This window comes from Saprospiraceae bacterium, from assembly GCA_016716185.1.
Lineage (GTDB): Bacteria > Bacteroidota > Bacteroidia > Chitinophagales > Saprospiraceae > Vicinibacter.
Window position 1 is genome coordinate 334,422 of record JADJWV010000003.1, and the last position, 14,884, is coordinate 349,305.

Sequence of the window (14,884 nt, forward strand, 5' to 3'; positions counted from 1 at the left end):
ATCTATCAACTAACATCTATCAACTCACATCTATCAACTCACATCTATCAACTCACATATTCATACCACCGCAAACGCTAAGGACCTGACCTGTGATGTAACTGGACCTGTCGGACGCCAGAAACAATACGGCATCGGCAACTTCTTCCGGTTTGGCTAAACGACCCAGTGGAATTGCCTTCATAAAAGCTTCTTTTGTTTTTTCATCCAAAACATGCGTCATTTCGGTTTCAATAAAGCCGGGAGCCAATGCATTACAGCGAATGTTTCTCGAGGCCAGTTCTTTGGCCATGCTCTTGGTGAAGCCGATCATGCCGGCCTTGGAAGCAGCATAATTGGATTGTCCGGCATTTCCAAAAACACCTACCACGGAAGAAATATTGATTATAGAACCTTTTCGCGTGCGCATCATGTGCTTCGCTGCGTGTTTGGTAAGATTAAAGCAAGACTTGAGATTTGTCGTAATGACCTGATCCCATTGCTCTTCTGTCATGCGCAGGATCAGGTTGTCTTTGGTTATACCGGCATTGTTCACTAAAACATCCAGGCCTCCCAGATCTGTTACTACAGACTGGATCAATAATTCTGCATCTGCGTGCACGGCTGCATTGGACATATAAGCTTTCGCCTGAACTCCATGAGCTAAACATCGCTCCACCACTTCCTGTGCTTTGTCGGGAGATGAAACATAGGTAATGGCCACATGTGCTCCGTTTTTTGCAAGGGCTTCTGCAATGGAAGCACCAATTCCACGGCTCCCTCCTGTAACTAAGGCTATTTTTCCTGAAATCATCATACCATTTATTTTGCCGGTAAAGATAAAAATTTGACTGACGTTTCGTCGTTTCGTCGTTTCGTCGTTTCGTCGTTTCGTCGTTTCGTCGTTTCGTCGTTTCGTCGTTTCGTCGTTTCGTCGTTTCGTCGTTTAGGAAAATCTTATGTAAGAACTAAAAGTTCCTTTAAATTAAAATTAAATATATTTTTTGAAATTCTCTATTCATATGTCGCCCCTACGGGGCTGGATTTATGATATTTCCATTCCCTATTAAGATGTCACCCCTACGGGGCTGGATTTATGATATTTCCATTCTCTATTAAGATGTCGCCCCTACGGGGCTGGATTTTATGATATTTCCATTCCCTATTAAGATGTCACCCCTACGGGGCTGGATTTATGATATTTCCATTCCCTATTAAGATGTCACCCCTACGGGGCTGGATTTATGATATTTCCATTCCCTATTAAGATGTCACCCCTACGGGGCTGGATTTTATGATATTTCCGTTCTCTATTAAGATGTCACCCCTACGGGGCTGGATTTTATGATATTTCCATTCCCTATTAAGATGTCACCCCTACGGGGATGGATTTTATGATATTTCCATTCCCTATTAAGATGTCACCCCTACGGGGCTGGATTTTGGTTAAATTAAAGTTCCTAAATGCTTTTCAACCTTGCTCTATAATCTTTGCTCCTTAGTCTCTTCCCCACACCTCTCCGCTGGAATGATCTCTGCTTGCTCCTGTCACAGTTTTCAGCACATTAATTCGGCCTTTCCATTTCAGGAAAGCCAGTAATGCAAATACAAGAGCTTCTTTGTTGTCGACCAGCTCTTTTGCAGGAATGATGTAATCGAATGTTTCAAGACCTAAACATTTCAATCGATCCATGAGAAAATTATGGTAAGTACCACCTCCGGTACAAAAGACCGAAGCAGATTTATTTTGATCCATCCCGGGCGATTTCACAATGCTTTTGAGAAACTGATCGATTTGTACCGCTGCATGTTCAACCGCAGTTCTCAATAAATCCTCTGTTGTGTGGTTTTGATTTGAAAGTACGTTTTTAAAATTATTTAAAAACCACTCTCTTCCCAAACTTTTAGGCGGACTCTCTTTGTAGAACGCTATTTGGTTGCATTCTTCAAGCAATTCAGGAATTAATTTTCCATTTCTGGAATGTTGTCCTTCCGGATCATATTTCAAACCCAATCGTTGACTGAGTCCGTTGAGCAACATATTGCAAGGTCCGATGTCACAAGCCCGTCTCTCACCGGCATGATCCCAGGAGGCATTCGAAAATCCACCGAGATTCAGACAAAAAGCGTAATCTGAAAACAAGGTGGCGTCACCAATAGGCACGAGGGGAGCTCCTTGTCCACCCAGAGCAACATCCTGTTGTCTGAAATTACAAACTACGGGAATCCCGGTAATCTCGGCTACCTGTTTACCACTTCCAATTTGGAGCGTTAGTCCTTCATTCGGCCGGTGAAAAACGGTATGGCCATGCGAACCGATGAGATCTGCATGCAATCCATTTTGAGCTAAAAAATCCCGGACCTGAATACCCAGCCACTCCCCATAAATTCGATCCAGCGCTTTCAATTCATCGTCGTTTTGATAGAAAGCATTAGCTAATTTTCTGCTCCAGTTTTCATCATAAGCAATGTGATGACTTGCCTGTATCTTAAAATTTAGCTTCTCCGTTTCTTTGAATTCAACCAAGGCCATATCCAAACCATCCAGCGAGGTCCCCGACATCAGTCCAATGACTTTCATGTAATCATCATTTATAAATCAGGAATTTTAAACAGCTTAAATTTAAGAAGCGGTTTTAGCGGGGACTTTTCGTCCCGATAAAATAAAGCTAACTGTTTCTTTTTTGAAGTATTATACCATTTTATCGGGATTTAGACTTTTCTTCTGATCTTTGCTCTATCCACCCTGTTCCAATCTTCAACATCCTCGCTTTCTGCTTATCGCTTTCTGCTTTAGGCTTCCTCTATCCCCCATTCTTCTCTCTCAATTGATAAACCCGTTCAATATTTTTATCGGGGATCAGCCAGATGACGGCAACCCCTAAAACCAATATCCCTGAAATCAAAGGATAGGCGTAGGCCGCAACCAATGCACTGATATAAGCAACCAGAGAAAGTTGTCCTTTGCGGTTTTGGAGCTGGTGAGCTTTGGTAAATTCTTCGGGATGCAGATGATGTTTCACTACCAGGGTTTGCAAAATGTAATACGCCATGGCTGCCATCAGGAGCACGGCACAATACAAAGCAATGGTGTTGTCTGCAAAATGATTTTCACCCATCCAAGCTGTAGCAAAAGGAATGAGCGATAGCCAAAACAACAAATTCAAATTAGCCAGCATGATGCCAGAGGTAATCTTACTCATGCTGTGCATCATGTGATGGTGGTTGCCCCAATAAATTCCAATATAGGCGAAACTCAGGGCATACGAAACAAAAACCGGTCACAAGGGCAATATATCGCTCCAAGACGAACCGTGAGGAACTTTCATTTCGAGGACCATGATGGTAATGATGATGGCGAGTACGCCGTCGCTGAAGGCTTCCAGTCTTGCTTTGGTCATGACATTCAAATTTTAAGTTTTGCCGGACTACCGAGGTAAACACCGGGTACATCCAGATCTTTGGTGACCAGCGCTCCCATACCGATGGTTACGCCGGAAGTGATTTTTAGTCCGTCGCGCAGGGTGGCGGATGGAGCCACCCAACAATCATCCCCCAATTCGGTGCTGCCTCCAATAAGCACATTCGCGATGACGAGGCAGTTTTTACCCAACTTTACGTTGTGTGCAACATGTACGAGATTGTCGATTTTACTGTTTTGGCCGATCACTGTATTTCCCAAAGTGCCTCTGTCGATGCAGGTATTTGATCCAACTTCAACATCGTCTTCCAGAACAACACCTCCTAAATGAGGGAATTTAACATAATGGCCTTCCTGCGTTTTTGAATATCCAAATCCGTCAGAACCAATGGTAGTGTGGCTTTTTATCAAAACTCTTTTTCCGATTTTGCTTTGATCGTGAACCACGACGTGGCTGTGTATGATACTGCCTTCTCCGATCTCGCATTTCCCGATCAGGCAGAATGCTCCAATGCTCACGTTGTTGTCTATTTTGGCTTCCGGATCAATGATGGCATTAGGATGAATCATCGCTTGCGGAGGCGAAACAAATAGTTTTTGGAGAATTTGGATAAATGTTTCTTTGGGTGCTTCTGTAAAAATAAATGTTTGATTTCCTTCTGCTTTAACAAGGTCTTCCAGGCTTTGGTGTGCAATGACAAGATTGGCTTTTAATGATGCAAGTTCCTGTGGATTTTTTACCTTGGCCGCGCCAAGCCAAATCAAACTTGTGTCATCGCTATTCTCTAAATTACTGGCTTTGTTGAAAGAAATGTTGGTTGGATCTCCTTCAATCCGATGTGGGTAAATAAGGCATCCCTGAACATCTGCGTAACTGAAATTCTTTTTTGTATTTGGAGACATGTTTCCAGTGGAGATTCTATGATCCGGATCAGCCCCGAAATTAGTCAATAATTTCAAAGCGCATCAAACAACCTGCCACCCGGATACCGACTTCAGTAAATAATCAAGATCCTGCCAAAATTGGGCTGGTATTCAGTTCCATAATTCGAAATGATTTATTAAAACCGGTATCAGGTCTTTTTGCGCTTGGACATCATCTGATCGACACCGTCTGTAAATTCTTTAGAAGTTGGTGTATAACCTGTCTTACCTAAAGCATTGAAGCTGTATTGATTGGTTTTCTTGTCCTTATCGATGTCAAATAACCAAACTGTGGGATAACCCCTAACCCCAAATGATTGCTGCAAACTGTAATTCTGGTCGCGGATATTGTCGGGTACTGCAAAAGATCTTGGGAAATCCAATTCGAGCAAAATAACATTCTTTTTAGCCCAGCTCTTGAATTCGTCTTTTACAAATACAGCCGCTGATAATCGCTTGCACCAACCACACCAATCGGATCCTGTAAAATTTGCCAGGATCGGTTTACCGGTTTTTTTGGACTGGGCATAAGCTTCGTCCAGACTTACCAACCATCCTTCGTGAGTGGCTTTGTAAGGCCCTGTTTTTGAACTGGCCTGCGCCTGTGCAGTTTGGTTAAATGCCAGAAATGCAGCAAAAATGAAGAAGTATAATTTCATGTATCTAGTTTTTAAATGATGATTATTGGAATTCTTATTAATCAGAACGCAAATTTATGCATGTTCGGGTAATAAAACATCCAATTTCAATTTCGGTTTAATGCTATATATGTTATATAAATTGAAAATTCGTCCTTGAATCCGGGATTTTATATTTTTCAAATGTATTTATGGTCGGATTTTGCCTGTTTTTTTGCTTTTTTTAAGGATCTATTGTGTTCATTAAGCTCATTGCGGCGAAAGTTTTAACACATTAAAACAATGTTAAAATGTCGAAACTGCTGAGGACAATGCCAATTGAGCCCATAATTTATCAAGCTGAAAGCGATGGATCTTTATTTCATCCCTGGAGATGGATTCACTGAAGTGAATGTATCGCGGGGTCGGGTTCAATTATATCCAATGATCAGCGGCAACTGCGTCATTTATATAAAAATAACTTTCCTGTAATAATGCTGCCCTTTCGGGTTGCTAAGTTTTAGAATATACATCCCGTTGCTCAGCCCCTTGCGGTCTATGGTTGCTATTTCCTGAAACCACGAACTTCGGATGATCTGTCCCCGGTCATTAAGCAATTGGTAAGCATCGTATTGGTTGGTCCGGATCCGTAAAATCTCTTCCGCCGGAACCAGAAACACTTTTACATCAGCAACAACATCTTCTTCCAAGGCTGTAGGTTCCTCCGATTGAACCGTGATCCTGAAACTGCTTCTGTTTGTTGGATCATCTACATTCCGCATACCCATTCGCAGTCTGGCTGTCCCGGGATCTGGCCCTGTAAAAATATCGATGATGAACTCCATTTCCTGTCCCGGCTCCAGGCTGATTTGGGTGCTGTCTACATCTGCAGGATAACAAACATCCAAACACATACTTGAGGACCACCCAGCCGGTAAGTCGTTGAGCAATCTCTGAATTTCGATCCTGACTTTGTTATTCCCTGTATTTTTTAAAGTTCCGGATACATAGCTTACTCCATTCACTTCCGCTTTGACGACGCTGTCTGTTTTCATTTGAAAGCTAAACGTCGATATTCCTGTTCCTACACTATCGCAAACACTTTGAGGATCCAAAAATTTTTGAACATCGCAAAAGATATCGTCTGGATCGCGGTCAAACCAGGCATGTTTGATTTTTATCCGGCCATCGGTATCAACCAAAGTGGCGTTGTTTGGAGCCGGACCGTAATGGTACCACCATTCGTTACAGGGTCCGTCAATAAGAATCTTCGCATCTATCTTGTGTGCCAGAAGCATGTCTTCTATAATGCGCTTTCTCTCGCCGTAGGTTGCTGGTTGGCGATATAATATTCCAGCACCAATATTTTGCTGTCCGGTATTCACTCTTCCGAAATAGGGACTGATGTCCTTATCTGGATGAGCCTCTACTGTATACACCACCACGATTTCGATTTGATCCTTGAATTGGGCGAAGAGCTCGTTGATCTCTGGAATCTTGCCTCTAAAGACCGGGCAGGTGTAACTTGAAGAAATGAGCAATACGGGTTTCCCCTTATCGAGCATTTCAGACAGACGGAAATAGCCCCCATTGATATCGTATAACTGAAAGTCATGGGCAGTATCCAGATAGCGATAACCGCTGTTTTCAAAATTACCCAGGTAGTTCTGGATCTCACAAATGCTGTCGCTGAAAAGAGGTCGGCTGGTCAATCCAATAAATGGTTTCAGGAAAGCCTGCCCCGACAAATTCCACAAGAAGCATAATATCATCGAGCTGATTAGGAGATGGCGCATATTTCTTTTTCAATTTAGACACTGCAAATTAGAAATCGTTTAATACGCCTTTCGGGAACGCACTAATTCAAAGTATACTGCACATTCAACCCCCCATTGATGCGAACATCTTTATACTGGCTCTGCACATAGGGGATTGTCTTTCGGTAATCTACAAACAATCGTATGTTCAAATTTTTACTCATGCTGTATTTGATCGCCGGGGTAAAACTGATCTGTTTGGATCCGCTGTTATCCTGTGCATTGACGTTTGCATCAAGCCTGTGAATTTTTGTCCGGTTGTCATTGATCCCAAAGTCGAAACTGATTTCGAGATCGTTTCCTTTCGGATTGTTGATGTTGGCATCCGGATCTATTTCTTCTTCACCATCTTTCGTTTTCTTTTTCTTCTTTTTGGTTTTCTTGGGCGGTTTGTAATCTTTGTTCAAAGCTTTCATTCCGGGCAACCAGGCCAGAAATACATCTTTAATGATGTATCCCATTTTAATGGTATAGGTCGTAGCCTTAGTTTCCAGCAATTGGCCGTCGATGCCGTTTCTTAAATTCAGATTCCGGTTTTTGTTGTAATCCAAACCGAGCTCCATCCCGGCTTTAGTTTTTATATTTACTCCGATCAGCGGGGCAAATTGCTCTGCAATCACTAGTTCGGGAACTTCGTAACGGGCGTGATAAGAAGCGCGCGAATCGTTTCCTCTTCTTGCAAGCGGAACCTCATTGGCGTCTTTCCGATAATCCAGGTTGCTTTTGAAGCTATTTATGGTCAATGTGTTCTTGTACGAATGGCGGATGCTGAAATCCTGGAAAATATCTTTAAGTCCTTTCAATTTGCTGAGTCCATTGTAGCTCACTATCCAGTTGGGTAATGGTAAAGTCTCAAACAGATCGAGACCAACTTTATTGGGGTCCTTATCGGTGTATGCTGCAAAAAATGCGGGAGCTACAACATCGATGTGATCGCCCTGAAATCCATCCCGGTAATCGGGATTGGTTGGACTTAGATTCTTAATCCCCAAACGATCGGCAACACGCTGCGAGATGATCGGTCTGGCATCGCTAAACCGGTCAAACACATCGTTGATGTCGCTGGCAAATATGGTTTGCAGGGATATGTAAGATAAACTCAACTGGCCGTTTTCAAATGGGGTGAAATGTTGAAATCCCAAAGTATTGGTACCAATGATGCTGTCGTACTTAAATGTCTCTGAATAATCTTTAGTATAGGTTCTGTCTACGTTCAGATCGATGCTAAAATCCTTTAGTTCGAGTTTAAATTTAAAACTCAGGGTATTGGAGTTCTTCTGCAACATTTCTTTGTTGAAATAACAACTTTGAGAGATCCATCCTTTTTCTGCTGCTTTATCGAGCCATCCGTCTTCACTGAAATCCGGTTGTCCCCCGGTGATGAAACTAAAACCGGGTGCATCAAAGCCCGAGCTCAAACCCATCAGTTCGGGCTTTTCCATAAATCCGGGTATGGTGGTTCCTTTGTTTTCAGCATAACTCATCTGCATGCGCTTGAGCATGGTAATCGGTGTCAGGGCAGCCTTCATCCATGGATTGGGCTTGTCTGATTTGGCATTCTTCCGGTCCTTGGATTTTTCATCTTTTTTCGGATCGGTTTGGTTTCGCACCGATGGTCTGAATCTACCGGAAGCCGGACCTTCGCTGTTGTATTTTTTAAGAAATGCAGATTTATTGATCAGGGTTGAAAAATTCAATTCACCCGTGACGCTGATATTCTGGGTATTTGAAATAACTGAACCAAGACTATCGATGGAGTTAATAGATCCACCTGCCCAATTGAAATTAGCAGTGTATTGGGTGCGGATGGTCACAAAATCCAATAGCGGAAATAGTTTTGTTGGCAATTGATAAGAAATGGTGAAATTATGACGGTAGTCTTTGGTTCGGCCAAAAGATTTTAAATTATCTCGCAAAAATCTTCCGCGTTCGCTGGCCTGAACTTCCTGATCAGTTAACGGATTGACATAAGCTTGGCGAAGCGGATTAAAAGTAATTTCATCTACTGCAGCCTCATTCTTAGCACTGAAATTAATCTTAATTGATCTGGTCAGATCCCAGTTCAACGTATAATCCCGGGTCCATGCAAACTTCCGATCTTCCCAGGTACTGTATTTGGGATCAGCAAAACGGTATGTTCTTGTTGCTGCTTTCCTGTTGAGATTGTTTCTCACTGAAAAAGAATTCGGAACCGGATTGAAATTAAAATCGCCGATAAATTTCAGATGCGGACTTGTAACTAATTTCTTGAAGGGTTCGATATATTTTGGTGTCAGGGTATAATTGTAATCGACACCTCCCTGCTGAGTTTTGAGTTCGTCTTTTGCAATGATGGGATTATGCTTGTTGGCCACTGAATGGGAATAACTCACTGAGAAGTTTGAAATGTCCCATGGTTTTGGTTTGCCACTTCCTTTTCTTTCTTTGCGAACATTATTGAATGCAATACTTTTTATTTCGGAGAAATCGATGGCGCGATCCCGGATGGAATCTTTTTGAGCCTGGTTGCTTGCCGCATTGACTTTATCCTTGAGTTCGATGTCCGTATCGTTGGGATCGTATTGGGGTGTCAGGGTCGTATTGGAATATTGCAGAGCCATTGGAATTTTTATACCTACACTCTGTGGTAAAAATTTATCCAAAGAGATGTTAAGTCCGGCATCCAATTGGACTGTTTCATAGGTAGCACGCTGATCCAGTTTTTGATCGATGCCACCCCAGCCAACAGATGCATAATTACCGGCAACGCTGATATTGCCAAGATCTGCCAATTGCATTTCTGCACGAACGGTCGCGGCGACTCCGCCTTTTTCTTCGAGGCCCGATAAACGCAATTCATTGAACCAGACTTCGAGGTCTTCTACGACTTCGGAACTTTTATTTCTAAAACCTATGAGTACCCCTCTGACCAATCCGATGGTTGGGTTTCCAACCACTTTAACGGTATTTTTTGGTTTTTCCGGATCAGGTTTTGAATAGGCCCCAAAATCAGGAACGACGTTGTTTCTTTCTGTTTTCAGATCCAACAACAGCTGGAGCGGAAAATCAAATTCATTGTCCTTAAGCCAGATGGAATCCCTCTGATCAAAATGTTGTTCATCAGAAAATCGCAGCGGGATTTCGTATTCGTAATAGTTGTCTGTAAAATCTTTTCCCAATCTGATAAAAACGCAAAGTCCTTTATTGTCCTTGGACTTAAGAGATTCACCGTGCACGAACATTTTTAATCTTTTGTACTTGCGGATATCGAGATCGATGATCTTGTATACGGATTGCGAACAGTTGGGTTTCAGGTCTTCTTTCTTTAACAAAATGGAAGATTCGTTCTGAGGTATATCGGCGAATTGCGAACTGTAAAAGCGCTCTCTTTGAATTCCCGGTGGTGTGGTATAGTTGAATGGTGTTTTCCCTGCATTTTCCTCAATATCAACTTTATCGAGGATGAGTACTTTATTTCCTGCATCCTGAGCATCGCAAACATCTTCAAATTTTCTCCATGCATTTCTACCCAGTTGGAATTTGATAAAGCGAAACGTAACCGTTTGGTCAAATCCCGAAAACAACATCCTCATGCTTTGAATGGATCTGAAATCCTGGATCTCTCCAATCTTGTTTGTGAACGATCTCACCGGAATACGGAAACGATACCATACTTCATCGTCCGGAAGACCCGGTACCCGAACGATTACAGTGTCCGTTATGAAATTATCGAGTGAAGCCGGATCAAAGTCAATTTTATTGTCAGCGGTTTTCCGAATTGGAATTTCATAATTGTAATAAGATTCAATTTCGTTCAGGGACTTATCAAAATTGATGTCTTCCTGATCCGGATAACCCGTGTAGGCTGTAGATTGAATGTTTCCGGTTTCGATCTGTGCATTGCCTTCGGGCATATTGTAGCGTTTGTACTTATCGGTGACCGGAATATTGGGCGCAAAAGTGTTCGAGCGATATGAGATGTAATCATCGTTGGCCGGGTCCTTTGCAAGCTCAGCAAAGGCTGTCGGATTTAAAAAGTTCTGTTGTTGTGATATGTATCCTGACAGAAAAGTATTTTCATCTTTTTCAAAATTATCAGAGACGCTGTTTAATCCATCGAATCCGAGATCCTGTCTTTCGCGGTTGTTGATATCAAAGCTGCTGGTGATTGGAGGAAATCGGCTGACTTTTCCGAATACGGATGGATCGGTCAATAAATTCAGATCAGGTGTTGGTAATCCGTGTTCGAATTGTTGTTTGCCATCTTTGAAAATATCCTCTGAGAAATTTCCAAGTTGCACATACAATTTACCGTCGCCCGTTACGGGTTCTGAACCATTTGCTTTGGGAAGAAATGGATTTAACATCCAGAAGTCGATGTATTCCACATTGTTGGCTTCGAAATCATTGGTATTGAGACGGGTCATCAAACCAGCCCAGCGGGTTTCGGGTTGCAACAATTTGTTGTCGCGATCGATCCCTGCAGTGAATACGTTTCCAAAAAGTGGGTCGTTAGCTTGCAATCCACCGTTGATGTCGAAATTATAAGGACCCTTTTCCGATGGATAGTAAGTCATATCAAAAGTCAGCTCGGTACTGAAACCAATGGGCCGTTGTTTGTTGGGAAATATTTCAATTTCGTCGACCAGCCTCGTATAATGATTGTTGGCATTTAATGTACTCACGCGTGCAAAATCATCAATGCGGTACCAGGACAGTAATGCCCTGTTGGCATTGCTGATGACATTATCGTAAATACCGGAACCCTGAAATGGTAAATCGTTGATGCCCTGTGGTGCACTGGCCAATACCCATTGTGAAACATTAAATCCGAGTCCGATACCTGGATGATGCGCCTTCGAAATCGTCGATGTATACAACTCCACCTTCGCTTCCCTGTTGGTTGATGGTATTGGAGTGTCCTGGTAATAAAGCAGCTCCTTCTGCTTCAAGCTTCCATGAAGAAGCTTCCTTGGTTGAATAAAAAGGAAGTTTATCGAGAACGCGGGTCATCCAGGGAGCTTTTTTAGCCACGTTAAAATCCAGACCGACAATTCGATTATTAATTGGATCCTCGCCTATATTTACTTTTTTCGGTAAATGGTTTTTCAAATAAATGCATGTAGGTAGCTCCCACACTCCAGTCTTTTCGTTTGGAGTATTCGGCTCTCAAACCGATCATGGTTTTGGTCTGAAAGCTGAACAAGGCACTGTCTTCAAAATCGACATTGATGGGTACGCCCGACTGAAGCAAGGCCTCGTTGAGAATCGTCACCTTGCCGAGATTGCGATCGACGATGTAATCAGACCCCTCAACTAACGATCGTGAGCCTGCACTGACTACCACCCTTGCATTGGGGTCCAGGTTGAATGTATTCAGCGAAATTTCATTTGATTTTCCTGATTTGTATGAACCCCGGATGATAAATTGATTGGATTTCAATTCTCGCCTGGCAGAAGTAATCGATGTATCGTAGAGGGCTGTATATTTATATTTATCGAAAATGGTTCGGGCCAGCATGGTGTCTTTATTGGGCACTACATTGACCAGTAATTTATAAAGCGAAGATCCAAAGGGCTCCAATACAGGGAAAATCACTGCACCACTGGCTGGAATTACGGTTTGCCCTGAAATAAAATCAAACACCCCATCCGGTTGAGGATCGTTGGTTTTATTGAGGAAGTCCATGCGGAATAAATTCAACAATGGATAACCGTCAATTTCCTGAATGTATCGTTTGGGTTTACCGTCGCGGTCCTCGTAATAAATGTCGATGGTAAAATCATCCGGATTGAGATTGAAGCCTCCAGTAGGATAAACGTTTTTCATCATTTGCCTGTAGGAGGGTAGATCGGTACGCTGTGCAGATGATTTTAACATCTTCACAAAAATGACTTTATAACTCAGCGAATCGGATTTTACTTCTGAAGTAAACTCACCTACTTTGTAGGTGGCCCCGGATCTTGGATCGATGTCCCTGCCATTTTGCAAATAATGGTAAGCAACTGCCAACACTTGATTGGGACGGGGTCTGAGGCGCAGTGAAATGAAACCGAGGTCAGCGTGGTAGCTGTATTCACTTTGATTCAAGCGGCGTGCGCGGACTTTTTCAAAATCGCGTCCCTGTTTCAGATTCAATCCATTGGGATCCGACAAATAGCGAACGACTTTATTGAGATCGCGTGCTTCCGGATTTTCTAAAATTTTATCCAGGAGCGTATTGGAAGTATTGGAAGGTACTTCCACGCCGCTTTTGTCTTTGGACACGGCCCTGCCCGGAAGATAAGATTGTGCAGCCATTTCGCCCATGTCAAACTGCTCGGGATCAGACACGCCTAAATCTGCCAGCGCTACGATGTCTCTTAATTCGGTTTCCCGGCTGTTTTGTGCATCTTCTGTAATCCAGACTTCGATGTCCTTTACTTTAAACTGACTATTGATCTCCGGAAGTTTTTCGAGAGCGAATTCGTAAGTGTTCCGGTTGTAAGGACTTAAAAAGAAATGTCTGTTTTCGTCGTAACCATCCGGCCTGATTTCAAATTCCTGAATGACACCTCCCCCTTTGACCTGAATGTTTTCCTGTTTCGATTTTTGTTGGGAGATCAACCCGGTAAGCCGCAAATAACCAAATTGCCAGTCGGTTTTAAAGCCAAAAAGATTCTGGCTGCCCTGAATCAATTTGGTTCGCAAAGGCAGGCTGACATTTCCTGCTTCGATTTTTTTGATGATGTCGTCTTCCGAATATTTTTCTGAGTCATACGCGAGTTTGAGTTTGTTTTCAAAATCAAATGCCGCTTTGGTATCGTAGTTGGCGTTTAATTTGAGTTTGTCGCCGATGCTGCCCGTAAGATCCATGCGGATGTCGGTATCGAAATCGGGACCCCACTGGCGTTTTTGATAATCCTGTAATTGCGGATTGTCCGTAAAATTGTAATAACCACCTACAAAAAAGCCTATGGAACCCTGGGGCTTGATGTCAATGCCAAATCCACCAAACAATTTATCGGCAAGATTCTTTTTGAGGTCGATTTTTGTAATGGGGTCAATGAGTTCACCGTATGATTTTTTTCCAGTAGAAATGCCCGCCAGTTCTTTATAGTAATCTTTGTCTTGTTGTCTCGCTTTAAACTTCATGTATTCGTCGAAAGTCAGGGTCGTACCGGGCCTGTACTCGACGTCGCCCACTTTTTCTGTAACCTTAAAGCTGTTGGTTTGCGGATCGTATTCAATATCCTGGTCGATAGAATTGGGGTCTTTGAGGTCGAATGGATTTTTAATGCGGTTTTCGACAAAATTACCCGGACGATCTTTCAAAGGCACGGTGTCCCGGCTCATTTTTACGGGCAATTCATTCCAATCAGGAATATGACGTCCTCCCTCAGCTGCAACCGAAATAACAATACAAACAGAGGCCAGTATCGGCAAAAGCAAGCTACCCAAATGATTCATAGAGACATTAAAATAGTTCATAAGAAAAACCGTCTCGATATAACGATAAAAAACTGCTTAAGGTATTTCAAGACGGGGATTAGGCTAATTTTTTTAGTGCGGCTTTAATAAGATGTTCCAGGTTTGTTTCGGGGTCTTTCAATTCGGGAAGATCCTTAAATACCTGTTCGACTGCTGCCCTGGCAAAACCCAATGCGACCAATGCGGACAATGCCTCGGACTTGATGCGGTGGGCAGATCCCTGGCTTCCCGACAAAGCATCGGTGATTCCGTCTTTAGCTACCTTATCGTGCAGATCGATGAGTATTCTTTGGGCCGTTTTGGGACCAACTCCTTTGATCTTTCGGAACACCAGCTCGTCTTTTCCTGCAATAGCTGCCTTGATTGAATCCGGTTCGAGCGACGAAAGGATCAGCCTGGCTGTGTTCGGACCCACGCCATTCACGGAGATCAGCTGGACGAAAAGCTGCCTTTCCGATTCGGTATTAAAACCGTATAGGTAATGCCCGTCCTCTTTGATAATCAGATGAGTGAGCAGGCACACCTCCCCAGCAGAGGCCAGATGTGAATAGGTATACAGACTGATAAAGATCTGATAGGCGACACCATGAGTATCGATCACAGCATAAGTGGGATGCCTTTCTAAAATTTTACCCCGGATGGAATAGATCATGTAACTAAATCGAGCTGTAAAATT

At 42.9% G+C, this 14,884-nt stretch carries 9 protein-coding genes and 1 pseudogene; all 10 read right to left on the minus strand.

Annotation, left to right across the window (positions count from 1 at the left end; all coding sequences use genetic code 11):
* Positions 1–52 precede the first annotated feature (52 nt).
* Positions 53–796 carry a 3-oxoacyl-[acyl-carrier-protein] reductase gene (fabG, locus tag IPM34_14615; protein ID MBK8956769.1) on the minus strand — a complete coding sequence of 248 codons (744 nt, stop codon included), beginning with the start codon at positions 794–796 and terminating at the stop codon, positions 53–55.
* Positions 797–1,477: 681 nt separating this feature from the next.
* Entirely contained in the window at positions 1,478–2,560 is a 1,083-nt protein-coding gene (locus IPM34_14620; protein ID MBK8956770.1) for an anhydro-N-acetylmuramic acid kinase, read from the minus strand.
* Positions 2,561–2,783: 223 nt separating this feature from the next.
* Positions 2,784–3,380 (minus strand): annotated as a pseudogene (locus IPM34_14625) (DUF1211 domain-containing protein).
* Between the two features lie 5 nt (positions 3,381–3,385).
* The gene (locus IPM34_14630) at positions 3,386–4,303 is read right to left on the minus strand and encodes a UDP-3-O-(3-hydroxymyristoyl)glucosamine N-acyltransferase (protein ID MBK8956771.1); all 918 of its coding nucleotides are present in this window, start codon (positions 4,301–4,303) and stop codon (positions 3,386–3,388) included.
* Positions 4,304–4,473: 170 nt separating this feature from the next.
* Positions 4,474–4,983 (minus strand): thioredoxin family protein, encoded by a 510-nt coding sequence (locus IPM34_14635; protein MBK8956772.1) that lies wholly within the window; start codon positions 4,981–4,983, stop codon positions 4,474–4,476.
* Between the two features lie 425 nt (positions 4,984–5,408).
* The gene (locus tag IPM34_14640) at positions 5,409–6,737 is read right to left on the minus strand and encodes a T9SS type A sorting domain-containing protein (protein MBK8956773.1); all 1,329 of its coding nucleotides are present in this window, start codon (positions 6,735–6,737) and stop codon (positions 5,409–5,411) included.
* 62 nt (positions 6,738–6,799) lie between these two features.
* Positions 6,800–11,623 carry a cell surface protein SprA gene (gene sprA / locus IPM34_14645; protein ID MBK8956774.1) on the minus strand — a complete coding sequence of 1,608 codons (4,824 nt, stop codon included), beginning with the start codon at positions 11,621–11,623 and terminating at the stop codon, positions 6,800–6,802.
* A complete protein-coding gene (locus IPM34_14650) occupies positions 11,562–11,849 on the minus strand; it encodes a hypothetical protein (GenBank protein MBK8956775.1) in 288 nt (95 codons plus the stop codon). The genes sprA (IPM34_14645) and IPM34_14650 overlap by 62 nt, the downstream gene beginning before the upstream one ends.
* Entirely contained in the window at positions 11,800–14,187 is a 2,388-nt protein-coding gene (gene sprA, locus IPM34_14655) for a cell surface protein SprA (protein MBK8956776.1), read from the minus strand. The genes IPM34_14650 and sprA (IPM34_14655) overlap by 50 nt, the downstream gene beginning before the upstream one ends.
* A gap of 79 nt (positions 14,188–14,266) precedes the next feature.
* Positions 14,267–14,860, minus strand: a complete 594-nt coding sequence (gene ruvA, locus IPM34_14660; protein ID MBK8956777.1) for a Holliday junction branch migration protein RuvA — start codon at positions 14,858–14,860, stop codon at positions 14,267–14,269.
* Between the last annotated feature and the right edge of the window lie 24 nt (positions 14,861–14,884).

Excerpts from the sequence above, each read along its gene's own strand:
- fabG (MBK8956769.1), bottom strand. The coding sequence starts at position 796 with ATGATGATTTCAGGAAAAATAGCCTTAGTTACAGGAGGGAGCCGTGGA.
- IPM34_14620 (MBK8956770.1), bottom strand. The coding sequence starts at position 2,560 with ATGAAAGTCATTGGACTGATGTCGGGGACCTCGCTGGATGGTTTGGAT.
- IPM34_14630 (MBK8956771.1), bottom strand. The coding sequence starts at position 4,303 with ATGTCTCCAAATACAAAAAAGAATTTCAGTTACGCAGATGTTCAGGGA.
- IPM34_14635 (MBK8956772.1), bottom strand. The coding sequence starts at position 4,983 with ATGAAATTATACTTCTTCATTTTTGCTGCATTTCTGGCATTTAACCAA.
- IPM34_14640 (MBK8956773.1), bottom strand. The coding sequence starts at position 6,737 with ATGCGCCATCTCCTAATCAGCTCGATGATATTATGCTTCTTGTGGAAT.
- sprA (MBK8956776.1), bottom strand. The coding sequence starts at position 14,187 with ATGAATCATTTGGGTAGCTTGCTTTTGCCGATACTGGCCTCTGTTTGT.
- ruvA (MBK8956777.1), bottom strand. The coding sequence starts at position 14,860 with ATGATCTATTCCATCCGGGGTAAAATTTTAGAAAGGCATCCCACTTAT.